This window comes from Bifidobacterium longum subsp. infantis ATCC 15697 = JCM 1222 = DSM 20088 (assembly GCF_000269965.1).
Lineage (GTDB): Bacteria > Actinomycetota > Actinomycetes > Actinomycetales > Bifidobacteriaceae > Bifidobacterium > Bifidobacterium infantis.
On record NC_017219.1, the window covers coordinates 443,834 to 462,423 of the forward strand.

Sequence of the window (18,590 nt, forward strand, 5' to 3'; positions counted from 1 at the left end):
TCGGGGTGTAGAGGGCGCCACGCGCGCGCGAATAACCGTACTAGTGTAACGCGGAAGCCGGATATTGCGCATCGGTCCGGTCGTGACGCACGGAATCGCCGGACGGACGGCGTGTCGGCGGCGCACCTACCGTCTTCATGACTGATAGCCTGATTGATGGCAGTGCGAGACGGGAAAGGGGGCGCTGATCGATGGGTGAGTGCGTGATCGGCCCCGGTGCCCGGGCGCGTGTGGATGCGGATGACGGATTCTTCTTCGGCATGGGGGCCTTCGAGACCATCGCGGTATCCGGCGGCGCGCCCGTGTTTCTGGACGACCATCTGACGCGTTTGGGTGAGACGTTGCGATACCTCGGCATCGAGGCGCGTCGCGCCGATCTGGAGACGATGGTTCTCCGCGCATGCGCCGGACTCGGCGCATCGGACGATTCGGCCCTCAAGCTCACGGTCACCGAGCGCAACCGCGTCGTCTCGTTGAGACACAACCCGTATGCCGCGCCGGGGGCGAAGCGCGTCTTCCGCTGCGACTTCGCCGATGTGCGCAGGAACGAATCCTCCCCCCTCGCGCGCATGAAGACGCTGGCGTATGCCGAAAACATCATGGAGAAGCGTCGCGCCCGTGACCGCGCCGTCGACGAGCCGTTGTTCCTCAATACGCGGGGCGAGGTCGCCGAAGGGGCCGTCTCCAATATCTTTGCCGTCATCGGGGGAGACGTCGTGACGCCTCCCGTCTCCTGCGGTCTGCTGCCCGGGGTCATGCGCCATGCCGTGATCGGGTTCACGGGGGCCGTCGAACGCCCGATCATGCCCGACGAGCTGCTTCGGGCCGACGAGGTGTTCCTCACCAACTCCCTGATGGGTGCCATGCCCGTGGCCGGTATCGGCGGCGTGGAATTCGAACCGGGGAGCGTGTCGCGCGACGTGAACGACGCCTATGCCCGCATGGTGGCGCGGACGCGGGCCCGGGCGCAGACGAAGGAGTTCCGGTGAGCGCGCAGGTGTTCAAGCTCAGGACGTTCCGACCGCTTGCCGACATCGTGGAGCGCGTGCGCGGCGAGGAACGCTTCGCGTTCCTGGACTCCTCGATGCCGGGGGCGCAGGGGCGCTACTCGATCCTGGGACTCTTCCCCTATCTTGTGATCGAACATGGGCGGGGCGGATGCCTCGTCGACGGCGTTGCCGTGGAGGGTGATTTCTTCGATGTCGTGAAGAAGCGGCTTGGACCCTGCGATGGCGCGCGCGATCCGCGTCTGCCCCTCACGGGAGGCGCGATCGGGTATCTGGGATACGATTTCGGCCGCGAATCGTGCGGCGTGCCGACCAGGCACGATCCCGTCGCGGCCACACCGGAGGCGAGCATGGTCTTCTACGACCTGCTACTCATCGAGGACGTCCGGTCGCGGGCGTTGTTCTGTTGCTGCCAGGGGCGGACGATGACGGCCGCCCACGCCCTGACATGGGCGCAGGACCTGGTGGATTCATGCCCTCCCGCCCCTCATCCCGCGCGCCGACGTTCGCTCGCCCCATGCTCCTCCGATTTCACGCGGGCCGGGTACGGCGACGCCCTGGCCCGTCTCGTCGATCATCTGCGCGCCGGCGACGCCTACGTCGTCAACATGGCGCAGCGCCTGCGCCTGGAGACGTCCGAGAGCCCCTATGCCATCTACCGTTATCTGCGCACCCACAACCCGGCCCCGTTTTCCGCCTATCTGCGCGCGCCGGGTCTCGACGTGTGCTGTTCGAGCATGGAACGGTTCATGGAGATTCGCTCGGGGCATGTGGTGACGCGGCCCATCAAAGGGACCCGGCCGCGCGGCGGCACGCCGGACGAGGATCGGGCGAACCGCGAGGAACTCGCCCGCAGCGAGAAGGACCACAGCGAACTGCTGATGGTCGTGGACCTCGAACGCAACGACCTGTCGATCGTCTGCGAACCGGGTTCCGTCGGCACGGACCCCGACTTTGCCATCGAGACGTATCCTTCCGTATTCCATCTCGTCGCGACCGTCGAGGGGACGCTGCGCAAGGATCGTTGCGCCGTGGACGCGGTTCGCGCCGCGTTTCCCACCGGTTCGATCACCGGCGCCCCGAAGGTTCGCGCCATGCAGATCATCGACGAGCTCGAACGCGCGCCCCGGGGATTGTACACGGGCAGCATCGGGTATTTCTCCGATACGGGCGATTGCGATTTCAACGTCGTGATCCGCACCATCGTGAGGGAGGGAGGCGAGACGTCGCTCGGCGTGGGCGGAGGCATCACCGTGGAATCCGATTTCGACTTCGAGTACGACGAGACGATGCAGAAGGCCCGGGCGCTGCGTGAGGCCGCTTCCGTTGACAGGGGGAGCGTCGGCGAGTACAATCGTGGGCAAAACGAATAACTATCTTCAGGGCAGGGTGCGATTCCCTACCGGTGGTACAGCCCACGAGCCGCAAGGCATGATTTGGTGAGATTCCAAAGCCGACAGTACAGTCTGGATGAGAGAAGATGAAAGTACGTTTATGCTTCGTCGTACGCCCTGAAATGATGCCATATCATTTCAGGGCGTTTTCGTGTTCGCATGAACCTTCTTTTGTATGCCTTGGATAGCGTATGGGCGCAACATGCTTGGAGGCGTACATGGACGATGCGCAGTACATGGGACTCGCGATCGAGCTGGCGAAGCGAGGGGCCGGATACGTGAACCCCAATCCCATGGTCGGCGCGGTGATCGTCAAGGACGATCGGATCATCGGGCAGGGGTATCACGAGATGTTCGGCGGATTGCACGCCGAGAGGAACGCGTTGCGGCATTGCACGCAGTCACCCGCCGGGGCGACGTTGTACGTCACGCTTGAGCCGTGCTGCCATTACGGCAAAACGCCGCCATGCACGGAGGCGATCGTGGAAAGCGGCATCGCAAGGGTCGTCGTCGGAACCTTGGACTGCAATCCCGTGGTGTCCGGCAAGGGCGTGCGCATGCTCGAAGACCACGGCATACGGGTCGATGTGGGGGTGCTGGCCGACGAGTGCCGGCATCTGATACGGGTGTTCAGCAAATACATCACCACGCATACGCCGTATGTCATCATGAAATACGCCATGACGATGGACGGGAAGATAGCGACCCATACCAATCAATCACGGTGGATCAGCGGCGAGGAGTCGAGGCGTCGGGTCCATCAGCTCCGTCGATCCGTCGCGGCGGTCATGGTGGGGGTGAACACGGTGATCGAGGACGACCCGTTGCTGACATGCCGCATGGCACACGGAAGGAACCCGGTTCGCGTCGTCTGCGATACGCGATTGAGGACGCCCCTCACCTCGCGGATCGTGCAGACGGCGAATGACGTCAGGACCTATATCGCCACCGCCTGCGATGACGAACGCAAGGCGGAGGACTACCGGCGGCACGGCTGCGAAATACTCGCCGTCGGAAGGAAGGGCGACCACGTCGATCTGGCGGACGTGGTGCGGCGCCTGGGGGATATGCAGATGGACAGCGTGCTGCTGGAAGGCGGGAGCGCGATGAATTGGAGCGCCCTCGAACAGCGGATCGTCGATGAGGCGCACGTGTACATCGCGCCGAAGATATTCGGCGGCACCGCGAAAAGCCCGGTGGGCGGCCAAGGGGTCGCCCTGCCTTCCGACGCCGTCATGCTCCGGCCCCGCGCCTGCTCCCGAGTGGGAGAGGATTATCTGGTGGAAAGCGAGGTGGTGTATTCATGTTCACGGGAATAGTGGAGGAAGTCGGAACGGTGGCGGACATACGGAGGAGCGCCGCCAACTGCACGCTGTCGGTCGATGCCACGAACGTGATGGAGGACCTCCATATCGGCGACAGCATGGCGGTGAACGGCATCTGTCTGACGGTCGTCGATTTCGACCGGCGGCGCTTCACCGTCGACGTGATGAATGAGACGTGGCGCAGAACCTCGCTTGGCGTATTGCGCCACGGGAGCGGCGTCAACCTGGAACGGGCCCTGCCGGTGAACGGAAGGTTCGGTGGCCATATCGTCACCGGGCACATCGACGGCACGGGCAGCATATCCTCCGTGCGGCGCGAAGGCAATGCCGTGTGGTACCGGATCGCGGCGCGGAACGAGATACTCGAAGGCATCGTCGAGAAAGGCTCAATCGCCGTCGACGGCATCAGCCTGACGGTCGCGGAGGTCACGGAAAGGGACTTCTCGGTATCGATCATCCCGCACACCTTGGCGCAGACGGTGCTGGGCGAGAAACGGGTCGGCGGCGTGGTCAATCTCGAAAACGACGTATTGGGAAAATACGTGCGGAACATGATGACGACCCGGACGGGACTGACGCAGGATCTGCTGTCCCGGTGCGGGTTCTGAGAAAGGATGTATGAATCATGAACCATCAGTCGGTGCAAGCGGCGTTGCAGGCGCTGCGGGAAGGAAAACTCGTTCTGGTCATCGATGACGAGGACCGGGAGAACGAGGGGGATCTCATCTGTGCCGCGCAGTCGGCCACCACATGGAACGTCAATTTCATGGCAACCCACGCCAAGGGATTGATCTGCATGCCCATGAGCGAGCAACTGGCCCACAAGCTGATGCTTCCGCCCATGGTCGAGCACAACACCGATAACCATGAAACCGCTTTTACGGTGTCCATTGATTACCGTGGCACCACGACCGGCATCTCCGCCGAAGAACGGGGATTGACGGCTCGCATGTGCGTCTCCGATGACGTGGAACCCCTCGATTTCCGCAGACCGGGGCATATGTTCCCCCTGGTGGCGAAGAAGGGTGGCGTTCTGGAACGGAACGGGCACACGGAGGCGACCGTCGACCTCATGCGGTTGGCGGGATTGCGCGAATGCGGCCTGTGCTGCGAGATCATGGACGACGATGGCCGGATGATGAGGACACCCGACCTGACCCGGTTCGCCCAGGAGCATCAGATCCCGCTCCTGACCATCAAGGAACTGCAGGAATACAGGAAAGCGCACGATACGCTCGTCGAATGCGTCTCGACCGTGGCGATGCCCACGCGATACGGGGAATTCACGGCGCACTGCTATGTGAACAGGTTGAACGGCGAGCATCATGTCGCGCTGGTCATGGGGGATCTGGGCGACGGGACCGATGTGTTGTGCCGGGTGCACTCGGAATGCCTGACCGGTGACGTCTTCGGCTCGTTGCGTTGCGATTGCGGTCAGCAGTTGGACGCGGCGATGCGAACGATCGCGGAGCATGGCTCTGGCGTGCTGCTGTACATGCGTCAGGAAGGGCGGGGCATCGGTCTGGTCAACAAGCTGAAGGCCTACCGTCTGCAGGACGAGGGCATGGACACGCTCGACGCCAATCTCGCGTTGGGGTTCCCCGGTGACGCGAGGGAGTACTACATCGGAGCGCAGATTCTCAGGGATCTGGGGATACGGTCTATGCTCCTGCTGACCAACAATCCCGACAAAGTGTATCAATTGGAAGACTATGGAATGGAGATCCGCGACAGAATACCAATCGAAATCGAAGCCAATGCTTACGACAGTTTCTATCTCAAAACCAAGAAAAACCGCATGGGACATATCCTGAACATGGAGGAGGAATAAATGCACACGTTCGAAGGCGATCTGGTAGCCGAAAACATCACGATAGGCATCGTTGTGGCGAGGTTCAACGAGTTCATCACCTCAAAACTGCTGGCAGGGGCGCTGGACACCCTGAAAAGGGAGAATGTCCGCGAACAGGACATAGCGGTGGCCTGGGTGCCGGGTGCCTTTGAGATACCCCTGATCGCGTCGAGGATGGCCAAGAGCAAGCGCTACGATGCGATCATCTGCCTGGGCGCGGTCATTCGGGGCAGCACCAGCCACTACGATTACGTGTGCAACGAGGTCTCGAAGGGAATCGCGCAGACCAGCCTCGACACCGGTGTGCCGGTGCTGTTCGGCGTGCTGACGACGGATTCCATCGAACAGGCGATCGAACGGGCCGGCACCAAAGCGGGGAACAAGGGTTCCGAGTGCGCGCAGGGCGCGATCGAAATGGTGAATCTGATCCGCTCCATGGACCTCTGACGGCGAACCACCCGGCTGCGGGCGGGGTCTTCCAGACGTTCCCGCCCGCTTCTCGCCACACGGCCAAGGCCCGATCGATCGCCGCGCCCGCTACCGCAGGGTGAGCGTTGCGGCCAAAGCCAGATGGTCGGTGTCCGGCACTTCGAAGGACGTCACGCCGGACGGTCTGAGCCCTTGGGCGAACAGAATATGGTCCAGTTCGATGCGCGGCCACTTGAGCCAGCGCGGGAAGGTGAGATTCGGGCCGGCGGCTTGAGTCAGACTTGCGTCCTTGAATCCGGACTTGAGCAACGCGCGGAAGCTCGGGTGGTCGGTGCTCGAGTTGAGATCGCCCATAACGACGACGATATTGCGATTGCTGACGGATTTTGCACGGGCGAGTTCTCGCAGCCCCAGAATGCCGGCCGACCAATCCGCGCAGCCGCGCATCGGCGATTTCGGGTGAGCCGAACAAAGCGTCACTGTGCGATTACCGGAGGTTTTGAGGGTGATGGCGGGAACGTCGGCGGCAGGGATGGAGACCACGTTGGGCACCGCTGCGCTCGGCTCGTAGCGGGAATAGATCACGTTGAATCCGCCATTATCGGTCTCTTTGGCGTCTCCGAACTGATGGTAGGGGAGGAGTTCGTTGATGTCGGCTTCGGTAAGACGTGTGATGAGGTCGTCGGTGACTTCCTGCAAGGCCAATACGCTGATATTGCGTTCGCGAATATTGCGAATGATTTCAGCGGCGTCGGCGCGTCCGTATCGACAATTCATCGTCATAACCGAGAACTGGGGCGAGAGTGTTTCACGCGTTGTTTCACGGTGCCCATCGGGGACTGTTTCGGGTCCTTCCTTCGGAGTGTTTGAGGTGCTCGATGTATTGCTGTTATGGCTTTTTGACAGCGTCGGCGAAGTTGTTTCACGGGCTGTTTCACGATGGGATTCTCTGCGTTTGCCGGCTGGGTCGATTGACGTACCCCAGTAGCTGATGCGCTGTGAGCTGGCAATCAGCGCGACCATAATAAGCAACGACATCGCAGTCCATTCATGTTGCCATGCGGCGACCGCGGCCAGGATCATCAAAGGAACCCACAACAGCGGAGTCAGGGCAATCATGTACGGAAGCGGCATGCGGGCCTCGAGACCGGCGGGCAGCGCGCTTAAGGCCGTCCATAACAGTGCGATGATTGCCACCGCGCCGAGGATTGTCGTCATGGAAGTTCCTTTCGAAATACAAATTGAACCGAGATATAACTTGGCTCCCCTCTGCGAGGGGAGCCAAGTTGTGAGATCAGCGGCCGAACAGTCCGCCAAGGCCTCCGCCGAGGTTCGGCGGCAGTTCAGTGCCACCATCGACGTTGCCCATCATCTGTTCAAGGCCGGCGGGCAGGGCCGGGTTCTGTGGCTTCTTGGCGAAGGCGGAACCGCCGGTCGAACCGGAGGACTTGCCGGCCAGCTTGTCGCGCAATGCCTTTTCCTCGGCCTCGCGCTTCATCGGATTGCCGGATTTGCCGCCCTTCTTCTTGTTCTTGCCCTTCTTCTTGCCGCCGCCCATAGCCGGGCCGCCGAAGCCGGGGATGCCGCCGCCCATGCCGCCACGGTTGGTCATGCGACGCATCATCTTTGCGGCCTGCTCGAAACGCTGCAGCAAAGCGTTCACCTGGGAGACCGTCACGCCGGAACCATAGGCGATGCGGGCGCGGCGGGAACCATTGATGATCGACGGATCGCGGCGCTCGGCCGGGGTCATCGAGCGAATAATCGCCTCGGTGCGGTCGATTTCCTTCTCATCGAACTGCTCGAGTTCCTTGCGGTGCTGGGCCATGCCCGGAATCATGCCGAGCAGGGACTTCATCGACCCCAGCTTGCGCACCTGCTGCAGCTGATCGAGGAAATCGTCCAGGCCGAAGGAGCCATCGGAGATCTTCGCGGCGGCCTTGCGGGCCTCCTCCTCGTCGAACTGCTTCTGCGCCTGTTCGATGAGCGTCATGATGTCGCCCATGTCGAGGATGCGCGAAGCCATACGGTCCGGGTGGAAGACCTCGAAGTCCTTCAACCCCTCGCCATTGGAGGCGAACAGGATCGGCTTGCCGGTCACGGACGCCACGGACAACGCGGCACCACCGCGGGCGTCACCATCGAGCTTGGACAGCACCACGCCGGTGAAGTCCACGCCCTCGTCAAAGGCCTTGGCGGTCCTGACGGCGTCCTGGCCGATCATCGCGTCGATGACGAACAGGATCTCATTCGGCTGCACGGCATCGCGAATGTCGCGGGCCTGCCTCATCAGCTCCTCGTCCACGCCCAGACGACCGGCGGTATCGATGATCACCGTGTCGTAGAGCTTCTGCCTCGCGAGTTCGATGGAATCGCGGGCCACCTTCACCGGGTCGCCGGAGGTCTGGCCCGGAGCTGCGACGGCCTCGCCGCCATCGGATTGGACGCCCTTTTCGGGAGCATAGACGGGCACGCCGGCGCGTTCGCCGACCACCTGCAGCTGCGTCACCGCGTTCGGACGCTGCAAATCGGCCGCCACCAGCAGCGGCGTGTGGCCGGACTCCTTGAGCCAGTAGCCGAGCTTGCCGGCCAGCGTGGTCTTACCGGCACCCTGAAGGCCGGCGAGCATGATGATCGTCGGCGGGTTCTTTGCGAAGTTCAGCGGACGATCGACGCCTTGGCCGAGCACGTCGGTGAGCTCCTCGTTGACGATTTTCACCACCTGTTGGGCGGGGTTGAGTGCGTCGGACACCTCGGTGCCCAGTGCGCGCTCACGCACCTTGCCGGTGAAGGAACGCACCACGTCGAGCGCCACGTCGGCGTCGAGCAGCGCGCGGCGGATTTCACGGATCGTACCGTCGATATCCGCCTCGGAAAGCTTGCCCTTGCTCTTGAGATGCTTGAACGCATTCGAGAGTCTGTCTGTCAAAGATGAAAAAGCTGCCATAATGGGCAACAGTCTAGCCGCCACGCGGGAAATTGCGGTGTTGGGGACGACGCTTTCCGGGGAATGTGTCGCGTAGTAGTCAGGGATGTTGGGCATTCAGACGGCAAATGCCGTGCCGTCCGCTCGTGGCGAAGCCAATCGAGTGCTTCCGATACCATGGAAACCGTAAAGAATCCTGTGTTTTTTGGAATGCTTACGCTGTTTTGAAAATCGCTGGACACCGCTTATACGCAGACTGCCGTGCGCTCCGAACCATGACGTTCGGGCCAACGCAGACATGCCGTGCAATAAGGAAGGCCCACTGATGCCCACCCAAAAACTACTCGAACGCAAAGCCCTGATCGTTGGCATCGTCATCAACGTGCTGCAGGTCTTAGCCGGCATGGCCGTGTTCTTCATGACCGGCCTCAAGGCCATGTTCCTCGACTTCTCCTTCACCGCGATTTCCGTCCTGTCCGGAATGGTGGCGGTGTATCTCTCGTCGCGCACGGTGCGAACCACCGAGCGCTTCCCCAATGGCATGTTCGCACTGGAACCCATCTACGCGATCTGCAAGGCCATTTTCACCATGTCGTTGTTGGTGTATTCGCTGATTGACGTGTGCCGAGTAGCGTACGACTACTTCGTGTTCGGGTCCGGCGAACGCATTGAAACCGGCCCGGTGGTCATCTACGAGATCCTGACCGTAATCGTGTGCTTCAGCCTATACACGTATTACCGGCGTTCCAACCGCTCCATCGGCGATTCCAGCACCATGCTCACCGCCGAGTGCAAGAGCACGTTGGTCGACGGATCGATGTCGTTCGGCATCGGCGTGGTTGCCATCTTCCTGATGCTGCTACCGGCCGGCGGTCCGCTTGACTTCCTGCACTACACCGGCGATTTCTTCATCACCGTGGCTTTGGTGGCATTGACCATCAAGGAGCCGTTCAGCGTGCTCAAAGAGGCGTTCGTGGAATTGGTCGGCGGCGTGCATGACGACGATGAAACCAACGCCTACGTGGAGGCCGAGGCACAGCGCCATCTGCCTGCCAACACCGACTACGAGCAGACGCTGATCTTCAAGACCGGCATGAACTACACCGTTGACGTGTATCTGAGCGGCATCGGCGAAACCATTGATGTAGCCGACCTCATCGAATGCAAGCGCTCGCTGGAGAAGGAGCTCATCAAGCGCCTGCACATCGTGGACGTGGACTTCGTGTTTGACTGATTGATGGGTTTGAAGCGGCTACTTCAGGCTCCAAGTGGAACCCTGCGGGCCGTCTTCGATGGCGATGCCGGCCTCGGTCAGGGCGTCGCGAATCTGGTCGGCCTTGACGAAGTCCTTGGCCTTGCGGGCCTCGGCGCGGGCGTTGAGCTGCTCGGCAATCAGTGCCTCCAGCGCCGCATGTTCGGGTGACTCGGCCGTGCCATCAGCGGCACCGCCGGCAACGCCGGCGGACACCCACGGTTCGGCCAGCGGGTCGAGACCCAAGGTGTCGAGCATGGCACGCACGGCGAGCAGCGCCTCACGCACCTCGGCCTTGGCGGTTTCGGAATCGGCGCGGTCAGCCAGCTGTGAAAGCAACGTGTTGCCGGAACGGATGGCGGTGAAGATCGCGGCGGTTGCACCAGACACATTGACGTCGTCATTCATGGCGGCCACGAAATCAGCGGGCAGGTCGTCGGCGGAGACGGCAGCAACCTCCTCGCGAGAAGGCTGACCGCCCAGTGCCACGCCGGCTCGTTCGATGAAGTTCGAGACGCGGTCGTATGCGGCCTGCGCCTCGACCAGCGCCTGATCGGACCATTCGAGCATCGACCGGTACTGCACGGAGCCCAAAGCGTAACGCACCACCCAAGCGGAATGCTCGGCCAGCACGCTCGGCACGGACAGGCCGGTGCCCAGCGACTTCGACATCTTCTCGCCCTTGGCGGTCACCCATGCCGAATGCATCCAGCGCGCAGCAGAGGGGTAGCCGGCCGCGCAGGTCTGCGCCATCTCGTTTTCGTGGTGGGGGAAGCGCAGATCCAAACCGCCGCCGTGAATGTCGAAGCCATCGCCCAGGTAACGGTGGGACATGGCGGAGCATTCGATGTGCCAGCCAGGGCGACCCACGCCGAACGGCGTCGACCAACGGGCGTCCTCGGGATCGGTGTCCTTGGGGGCCTTCCACAGGGCGAAATCACGCGGGTCGTGCTTGTCGGGGGAGGCGTCGGCCGGGTCGACCGGATTGTACTTGTCGGCACCGGTGGCGTCCACGGACGGGCCCATGCGGTCGGCCACGGCGGCGGCCTCATCGACTTCGGAGGTCTGCTTCTGGTGGGTGAGTTCGCCGTAATGCGGCCAGGATGCCACATCGAAGTACACGTTGCCGGTGGGCTTGCCGTCCGCATCCGTGACCACATAGCCGTGGCCGTTGTCGAGAATGCGCTGAATCAGGTCGATCATGTCCGACATGTGGCCGGTGGCGCGAGGTTCCACGGTGGGCGGCAGTACGCCGAGCGTGTTGTACGCCTCGGTGAATTCGCGCTCGTAATAATAGGCGCGGGCCCACCAACGCTGGCCGGCGGCCGCGGCCTTATCGAGGATCTTGTCGTCGATATCGGTCACATTACGCACAAAAGTGACTTTGTAGCCGAGCTTCAAAAACCAGCGGCGCACGATGTCGAACGCCACGGCGGCACGGATATGGCCGATATGCGGTGACGACTGCACAGTCGCGCCACACACATAAATGCCGACTTCGCCCGGCTTGAGCGGCACGAAATGGCTGACCTGGTGCGAGGCGGTGTCATACAGATTCAGGCCTTCTGCGGCCTTGGCAACATGTATCGGCGTCAGGCTTGAAGGCATGACGGAAATGTTGAAATCCTGCGGTTCTTGGCTGTTTCCCATAACACTCAAGCGTAGGGTCCGAACCAGACATGCTGAATCGTTACTCGAAGAGTTTGATGAACGCTTCACAGGCGGGGCCCGAACGAGGTGACAGACGGATGAGAAGCAGGACAACAGTCTCGCGAGAATACGTCTTTGACCGCTGCGGAAACTGCGAGATTCATGGATTTGCCCTGCCTGTTACGCAAACGGGGAACGCTCGTGCCACAATAGAAGTCATGGCCACACCACAAGTGCTCATTTTGCAACATGTCCCATGGGAACGTCCGGGACGCATATTGTCGAACCTCGAAGACATCGGTCTTGAGACGGTGACGATGAATATCGTCGACAAAAAGAAACCGGACTTGCCTGATTTCGGCGAACTGGCTGGCGTGGTAATCATGGGTGGACCTATGGGCGCGCTTGATTACGACAAGTATCCGGGGCTGAAGGCGGAAGCCAAGTTGGCGCGTGCCGCTGTGGCTTCAGGCAAGCCGATTCTCGGTGTATGCCTGGGGCATCAGATTATCGCCACTGCGCTTGGTGCGCAGCTGCGCAAGGGTGATGCGCCGGAGATTGGGTTCGCGCCGATCAAGCGTGTGGACAAGCATGACTTCTTCTCCATGTGGGATAAGCAGCTGACGGTGCTGCACTGGCATAACGACGTGGTGGGCTTGCCCGAGGGAGGCCAGCTGCTGGCACGTTCGTCTTCCACCAAGGTGCAGGCGTTCCGACTGGGATCCGCGCTGGGCATGCAGTTCCATCTTGAGGTGTGCGGCTCGCTGCTGGACGAATGGCTGGATGAACCGAGCATGGTCAAGGATCTCAAGGCCGCGGGTGGGTCCAAGTCCCAATTGCGCGAGCAGTTCGCCCAATACGATCAGCTACTGCATCCGCTCGCCGAGCAAGTGTTCTCCGGTTTTGCGGCCCGCTGCAACTCCTACGCTCAGACGCTGAACAAATAACGTTTGTGGGCCGCCGCTGGGCAAGCGTGGCGCTACATTGGTGAGTCATGCCGACTTATGACATTGGACTGGAACACGTTTCGCTCGCTTTCGCTACCAAAACCATCTTCACTGATGTGACGCAGGGTGTTTTCGAGGGCGACCGCATCGGCATCGTCGGCAAGAACGGCGACGGCAAATCCACGTTGCTGCACCTGTTCCGCGGCACCCAGGAGCCGGATTCCGGCCGCGTGACGAAGCGCGGCGGACTCACGTTCGGCATGCTTGACCAGCGCGATCCGCTCGACGACAACGCCACCATTCGCGAAGCCGCACTTGAGGGGCGCGCCGACTACGAATGGGCGTCCGACAACACCTCCCGTGAAATCGTCGAGGCATTGCTCGGCGGCATGAGTCTGGATGCCAAGGTCGGCTCCTTGTCTGGCGGCCAGCGTCGCCGCGCCGATTTGGCCCGGCTTCTGCTCAAGGATTGGGATATTCTCGCGCTTGACGAGCCCACCAACCATCTCGACGTGGTCACTATCCACTGGCTTGCCGAGCATTTGAAGAACCGCTGGTCCAAAGGCCAGGGCGCTCTGTTGCTCGTGACCCACGATCGCTGGTTCTTGGACGAGGTCTGCGAATCGATGTGGGAAGTCCACGATGGCGTGATCGAGCCGTTCGAGGGCGGGTATTCGGCGTATATGCTGCAGCGCGTGGAACGCGATCGCCAAGCGGATGTGCGTGAAACGAAGCGCCGCAATCTGGCCCGCAAGGAGCTCGCATGGCTTTCGCGCGGTGCCCGTGCCCGTTCCACCAAGCAGAAATTCCATGTCAAGGCCGCGCGCGAGCTTATTGCCGACGTGCCGCCGATGCGTAACACACTTGAACTGAAGCAAATGGCCACCTCCCGTCTCGGCAAACAGGTGGTCGATTTGGTCGACGTGACGCAGATTTTCGAAAAACCGCAGGGCATGGCCGATATCGACCCGGATGTGGCGGCGCTCTCCGCGTCCGCTTCCCGCGTGGATGTGGTCAACGCCATGTACGCCGAGCCGCAGCTGCACGGTTCCGTTGAGGTGGCGGTCACCGACCTGACTGACCCGCGCCTGGTGGACGCCGGCGTGCCGGAAGCCGTCGAGGCCGCTGAGGAAGCGCGTAAGAAGGCCGAGGCTGAGAGCGGCAATCCGCAGCTTGCTGACGATCGCGAGGTTCGTCGCATGAACACGGGTGGTGAAACCATCGGCGGTGACACTGCTGCAACGGATTCGGATGATGACACTGCTGCAGCCGGTGTCACCTCGGCTGCACGCAAGGTGACGGTTTCCGGCCGCGAGATTTTGGATGATGTGACATGGCTGATTGGCCCGGGCGACCGTTTCGGCATCGTCGGTGCGAACGGTGCCGGCAAGTCCACATTGCTGAAGTTGATTGACGGTTCGATTACTCCGACCGTGGGCCATGTGAACATCGGCAAAACCGTGAAGTTCGCCGTACTCTCGCAGCGTCTTGATGAGCTGGAGAAACTGGGCCAGTACAAGATCAAGGAAGTGCTTTCCCGCTATAAGCCGAGCTACATTGTGGATGGCAAGGAAGTAACGCCGGGACAGTTGATGGAGCGTCTCGGCTTTGAATCCGCCCAGTTGATGACGCCGATTCGCGACCTCTCCGGCGGGCAGAAGCGCCGCATGCAGTTGCTGCTCATCCTGCTCGACGAGCCGAACGTGCTCATCATGGACGAGCCCGGCAACGATCTGGACACTGATATGCTCGCCGTCATGGAGGATTTGCTCGATACTTGGCCGGGTACGTTGATCGTCGTATCCCACGACCGGTACCTGCTGGAGCGCGTCACCGATCAGCAGTTCGCGCTGATTGGCGGCAAGGTACGCCATCTGCCCGGTGGTGTGCAGGATTACCTCGATATGGTTGAGGCTATTAAGAACGGCAAGGGATTGCCGGCTGACACGCCTGGCTTCGCGGGCACCGGTAGCAGCTCGGCGAAGTCTGGTAGGGGTAAGGCGGCCGCCGTCAATGCTGCTGCATCTCTCCCTCAGTCCGCTTCGCGGACAGCTCCCTCGTCAGAGGGAGCCAATAACGGTGAGGACTCCACCTCGAAGCTCACCGGCAAGGCCTTCCACGAGGCATCCAAGCGCGTGAATGCCATCGAGCGCAAGCTTGCCAAACTGGAAGAGCGGAAGACCGAACTTGAGGCACAGATGGCCGCCCATGACCCGAGCGACTACGAGGGTCTCAACAAGCTCAATGAACAACTCACCGCCGTCAATACTGAAAGCGATAATCTCGAAGCCGAATGGCTCGAACTCTCCGAACAATTGGAGTAGCGGGAGAAACCGTAACGTTCACAAGGCCTCGGTAGTTTGCCGGGGCCTCCCTCTATGCAAACTCCCACGGATTAATCAATTCCACGTCGGTACCTTCGAAGTCCTTGATATTGCGCGTGGCTATGGCCGCATCCCAGGAACAGGCAATTGCCGCAATCATGGCGTCTTGAATACTGGTAGGGGTGCCCCTGCGTTCGCGTTCGACAAGGATATGGGCATAATCCGCAGCTGCCTGGGTGTCAAATGCGAACGTCCTGTCCTCTAATGTCATAAGCGCCAGCTTGATGGTCGTATCTGTGTACTTTCGTCGTTTGCCTTCAGGCATGCGACATATTCCGACCAACAACTCGGCGACGGTGATGGCGGTGGTTGCCAGATTGCTTGTATCTTGGTTCCTCAGCCAATTGGCAACGTGTTCGTCTGGCTGTTTCTTGATGATTTCGCTGATGACGTTGGTGTCCAGAATAATCATGGCCGATTCCTATTCAAAAGATACTGGCTGTCGGGAATCGGCGGAATTTCGCTCGGATAGTGGGAGTTCCCCCTTGTCGAGTCCCTCAAAATCCATGTTCTTCATGAATTCGCGGATCTCGTCGTAGAAATTGGTCTTTCGTGTGATTTCATGCGCCACCGTGCCGGCCAGCCATTCTTCAAGAATGAATCGCACCTGAGATTCCATGGAGCGGTTGTTTTTCTCAGCCACTTCTTTGAGCTGCTGAATCTGCTCATCGGGTATTTTTCGGATGGTCAATGTTGCCATGATGCACCGCCTTGTTGCTGTCATAATGCTAGCATAAGGTGCTGTCATTTTGCTTGCAGTACGGGTGATGAGGTATGCACGCATGAAAAAGGCGGATATGCATCATGCACATCCGCCCTTTGAGCTTGGACTGGGTCTCCCCACAGTCGCCGAATCAGCGCCCGGTAACCTCGGAACCGACGACCTTTTCGCTCAGGGCGCGCGGGCCGCGGGTCACGGCTACGGCACCGGAGCGCACCAGCTCAATCACGCCGTAGTGCTCCAAAAGCCCCAGCAACGCATCGATCTTGCCTTCGGCACCGGTGGCCTCAATGGTTAGGGACTCGGGGTGTACGTCCACCACACGCACGCGGAAGAGGCGCACGATCTCCAGCACGTCGGAACGGTTGGATTCGTCGGCGGCCACCTTGATGAGCACCAGTTCGCGTTCCACGGTGGAGTTCGGGTCGAGTTCCACGATTTTGAGCACATGCAGCAGCTTGTTGAGCTGCTTGATGATCTGCTCCAGTGGCACGGCCTCCACGTCGGCGGTCACCGTGACGCGTGAGATGTCCGGACGCTCGGTGGGGGAGACGGACAGCGAGTTGATGTTGAACGCACGACGGGCGAACAGGCCGGCGATACGCGCCAGCACGCCCGGGCGGTTCTCCACCAGCACGGACAGCGTATGACGCTGGGAGCCGGGCTGGGATGCAGGATAGTTAGCCATGAGTACGCTCCTTTCCTCAGCGCTCGTTCGCGGCGCCGTCATCGGGACCGGTTCCCGGTGCGGGCGCACCGCCGGCCAACGGCTTGACGCCGGGCTTATACGTCACTTCATCGTTGGAGGTGCCGGCGGCCACCATCGGCCACACCATCGCATCCTTCCACACGCGGAAATCAATCAGTACCGGGCGGTCGTTGATCTGGTTCGCCTTTTCGATGGCGGCAATCGCCTCTTCCTCGGTGAACGCGCGGATACCCACGCAGCCGTATGCCTCGGCCAACTTGATGAAATCAGGCACTTCGAGCGGCGCATCGCCGTCGACCAGTGCCGCCGCACCATCGGCACCGTGCGCCTCGCCATCGAGCAGGTTGGTCTGCGAGTAGTGGTGCTCGTAGAACAGCGTCTGCCACTGACGGACCATGCCGTACACGGAGTTGTTCAGAATCGCGATCTTCACCGGAGCGTGGTCCAGGAACGCGGCGGCCAGCTCCTCAGAGGTCATCTGGAAGGAACCGTCACCATCGATCAGCCACACCGGCTTCTTGCCCTCGAACTCGCGGGCCGAGCCCACGGATGCGCCGATGGCGGCTGGCAGACCGTAGCCCATCGTGCCGAGGCCTCCGGAGGAGATCCAAGCGTGCTGGTTCTCGAAATCGATGAACTGCGAAGCCCACATCTGGTGCTGTCCCACACCGGTCACCCAGATGGTGGACGGATCGGCCATCTCAGAGAGCTTTTTGATGACCCACTGCGGGGCCATTGATCCGTCGGTCGGCTCATCCCACGTCATCGGGTATTCCTCGCGCCAGCCGTCGATCGCCTTCCACCAAGGGGCCAGATTCGGCTTGCCCTGAATGGCCTGCGTGCGCTGGATTTCGGGAATCAAGTCGTCGAGCACGGTAGCCGCATCGCCCACGATCGGCACGTCGGGCTGACGGTTCTTGCCGATTTCAGCCGGGTCGATGTCAATATGAATCACGCGGGCGGTCGGTGCGAAGGCGTCGAGCTTGCCGGTCACGCGGTCGTCGAAACGTGCACCGATGGCCACAAGCAGGTCAGCGCGCTGCACGGCACCGGTTGCGGCAATCGTACCGTGCATGCCCAGCATGCCGAGGTTCTTCGGGTCGGAGTCGGGAATGATGCCGCGTGCGGGCAGGGTCGTGACCACGGGGGCGCCGGTCAGGTCGGCCAGAGCCTTGACCTGTGCGCCGGCGTTGGAGCGGGCGGCGCCGCCACCCACATACAGCACCGGGCGGTACGACTGAGAGAACAGCTTCGCCGCGTCGGACAGCACACGGCCGTGCGCCTTGGTGGTGGGGTTGTAGCCGGGCAGAATCATGCGCTGCGGCCATGAGTAGTACATGTCGCCGGTCTGTGCGGTCTTGGTCAGATCCACGACCACCGGGCCGGGGCGGCCGGTGTTGGCGATGTAGTACGCCTCGGAAAGCACGCGAGGAATGTCCTGCGCGCGGGTCACGAGGAAGGAGTGCTTGGACACCGGGTAGGTGATGCCCACGATATCCGCCTCCTGGAAGGCGTCAGTGCCGATGGCCTGCACGCCCACCTGACCGGTAATCACGACCATGGGCACGGAGTCCATATTCGCGTCCGCAATGGCCGTGACCACGTTCGTGGCACCCGGGCCGGAAGTCACGATGCACACGCCCACCTTGCCAGTGGCCAGTGCGTAGCCTTCGGCGGCGTGGCCGGCGGCCTGCTCGTGGCGCATAAGCACGAAGCGGAACTTCGTGTTGTCTTTGATCTCGTGGTAGACGGGCAGAATCGCGCCGCCAGGAATGCCGAAGACGTCCTCGACGCCGAGATCCTCCAGCGAACGCACCAGCGCCTGGGCGCCGGTCATCTTCTCTCCATCGACGATGGTCTGCTGGTCGGGTGCCGCGTTGATTTTCGGCACACCGCTGAATGCCTGCAAAGGCGTGGGTAAAGCCATGATTCCTCTCACCTCATAGGTTTTGTAGCGAACCTGACCGACCTTGGGATGGGGCCGGGTGCCCGCG

At 61.5% G+C, this 18,590-nt stretch carries 16 protein-coding genes and 1 riboswitch; of the genes, 9 read left to right on the top strand and 7 right to left on the bottom strand.

The window, feature by feature from the left end; genetic code table 11:
- Positions 1 to 191 precede the first annotated feature (191 nt).
- From BLIJ_RS01985 to ribH, 6 genes are all read left to right on the top strand, one after another.
- Positions 192 to 989, top strand: a complete 798-nt coding sequence (locus BLIJ_RS01985) for an aminotransferase class IV (protein ID WP_012576807.1) — start codon at positions 192 to 194, stop codon at positions 987 to 989.
- Positions 986 to 2,380 (top strand): aminodeoxychorismate synthase component I, encoded by a 1,395-nt coding sequence (gene pabB, locus BLIJ_RS01990; RefSeq protein ID WP_012576808.1) that lies wholly within the window; start codon positions 986 to 988, stop codon positions 2,378 to 2,380. The genes BLIJ_RS01985 and pabB overlap by 4 nt, the downstream gene beginning before the upstream one ends.
- Positions 2,379 to 2,493: riboswitch (FMN riboswitch) on the top strand. It overlaps the preceding gene by 2 nt.
- Before the next feature lie 99 nt (positions 2,494 to 2,592).
- On the top strand, positions 2,593 to 3,720 hold the full coding sequence (gene ribD / locus BLIJ_RS01995; protein ID WP_231837849.1) for a bifunctional diaminohydroxyphosphoribosylaminopyrimidine deaminase/5-amino-6-(5-phosphoribosylamino)uracil reductase RibD: 1,128 nt from the start codon (positions 2,593 to 2,595) through the stop codon (positions 3,718 to 3,720).
- Positions 3,705 to 4,334, top strand: a complete 630-nt coding sequence (locus BLIJ_RS02000; protein WP_012576810.1) for a riboflavin synthase — start codon at positions 3,705 to 3,707, stop codon at positions 4,332 to 4,334. The genes ribD and BLIJ_RS02000 overlap by 16 nt, the downstream gene beginning before the upstream one ends.
- A 17-nt stretch (positions 4,335 to 4,351) precedes the next feature.
- Positions 4,352 to 5,557 carry a bifunctional 3,4-dihydroxy-2-butanone-4-phosphate synthase/GTP cyclohydrolase II gene (locus tag BLIJ_RS02005; protein WP_012576811.1) on the top strand — a complete coding sequence of 402 codons (1,206 nt, stop codon included), beginning with the start codon at positions 4,352 to 4,354 and terminating at the stop codon, positions 5,555 to 5,557.
- Positions 5,558 to 6,025 carry a 6,7-dimethyl-8-ribityllumazine synthase gene (gene ribH / locus BLIJ_RS02010; protein WP_012576812.1) on the top strand — a complete coding sequence of 156 codons (468 nt, stop codon included), beginning with the start codon at positions 5,558 to 5,560 and terminating at the stop codon, positions 6,023 to 6,025.
- 90 nt (positions 6,026 to 6,115) lie between these two features.
- On the opposite strand, the gene BLIJ_RS02015 is transcribed toward ribH, so the two are convergent.
- The gene (locus BLIJ_RS02015) at positions 6,116 to 7,225 is read right to left on the bottom strand and encodes an endonuclease/exonuclease/phosphatase family protein (protein ID WP_012576813.1); all 1,110 of its coding nucleotides are present in this window, start codon (positions 7,223 to 7,225) and stop codon (positions 6,116 to 6,118) included.
- A gap of 76 nt (positions 7,226 to 7,301) precedes the next feature.
- Complete coding sequence (gene ffh / locus BLIJ_RS02020; protein ID WP_012576814.1) at positions 7,302 to 8,954, bottom strand: signal recognition particle protein; 1,653 nt, start codon at positions 8,952 to 8,954, stop codon at positions 7,302 to 7,304.
- Positions 8,955 to 9,258: 304 nt separating this feature from the next.
- On the opposite strand from ffh, the gene BLIJ_RS02025 reads away from it, so the two are divergent.
- Entirely contained in the window at positions 9,259 to 10,167 is a 909-nt protein-coding gene (locus tag BLIJ_RS02025; RefSeq protein ID WP_012576815.1) for a cation transporter, read from the top strand.
- Between the two features lie 18 nt (positions 10,168 to 10,185).
- On the opposite strand, the gene cysS is transcribed toward BLIJ_RS02025, so the two are convergent.
- A complete protein-coding gene (gene cysS / locus BLIJ_RS02030; protein WP_012576816.1) occupies positions 10,186 to 11,835 on the bottom strand; it encodes a cysteine--tRNA ligase in 1,650 nt (549 codons plus the stop codon).
- A gap of 218 nt (positions 11,836 to 12,053) precedes the next feature.
- Between cysS and BLIJ_RS02035 the strand changes: the two genes are divergently transcribed.
- A complete protein-coding gene (locus BLIJ_RS02035; protein ID WP_012576817.1) occupies positions 12,054 to 12,782 on the top strand; it encodes a type 1 glutamine amidotransferase in 729 nt (242 codons plus the stop codon).
- Between the two features lie 47 nt (positions 12,783 to 12,829).
- Positions 12,830 to 15,106 carry an ABC-F family ATP-binding cassette domain-containing protein gene (locus tag BLIJ_RS02040; protein ID WP_012576818.1) on the top strand — a complete coding sequence of 759 codons (2,277 nt, stop codon included), beginning with the start codon at positions 12,830 to 12,832 and terminating at the stop codon, positions 15,104 to 15,106.
- Between the two features lie 52 nt (positions 15,107 to 15,158).
- Here BLIJ_RS02040 and BLIJ_RS02045 read toward each other — a convergent pair whose 3' ends face one another.
- The 4 genes from BLIJ_RS02045 to BLIJ_RS02060 all read right to left on the bottom strand — a co-directional run bounded on the left by BLIJ_RS02045 (position 15,159) and on the right by BLIJ_RS02060 (position 18,523).
- Positions 15,159 to 15,578, bottom strand: a complete 420-nt coding sequence (locus BLIJ_RS02045; protein ID WP_012576819.1) for a type II toxin-antitoxin system VapC family toxin — start codon at positions 15,576 to 15,578, stop codon at positions 15,159 to 15,161.
- A 9-nt stretch (positions 15,579 to 15,587) separates the two neighbouring features.
- A complete protein-coding gene (locus BLIJ_RS02050; RefSeq protein WP_012576820.1) occupies positions 15,588 to 15,866 on the bottom strand; it encodes a FitA-like ribbon-helix-helix domain-containing protein in 279 nt (92 codons plus the stop codon).
- A 154-nt stretch (positions 15,867 to 16,020) separates the two neighbouring features.
- Positions 16,021 to 16,575, bottom strand: a complete 555-nt coding sequence (gene ilvN / locus BLIJ_RS02055) for an acetolactate synthase small subunit (protein WP_012576821.1) — start codon at positions 16,573 to 16,575, stop codon at positions 16,021 to 16,023.
- 16 nt (positions 16,576 to 16,591) lie between these two features.
- Positions 16,592 to 18,523, bottom strand: coding sequence for an acetolactate synthase large subunit (locus BLIJ_RS02060; protein WP_012576822.1), 1,932 nt, complete (start codon positions 18,521 to 18,523; stop codon positions 16,592 to 16,594).
- Between the last annotated feature and the right edge of the window lie 67 nt (positions 18,524 to 18,590).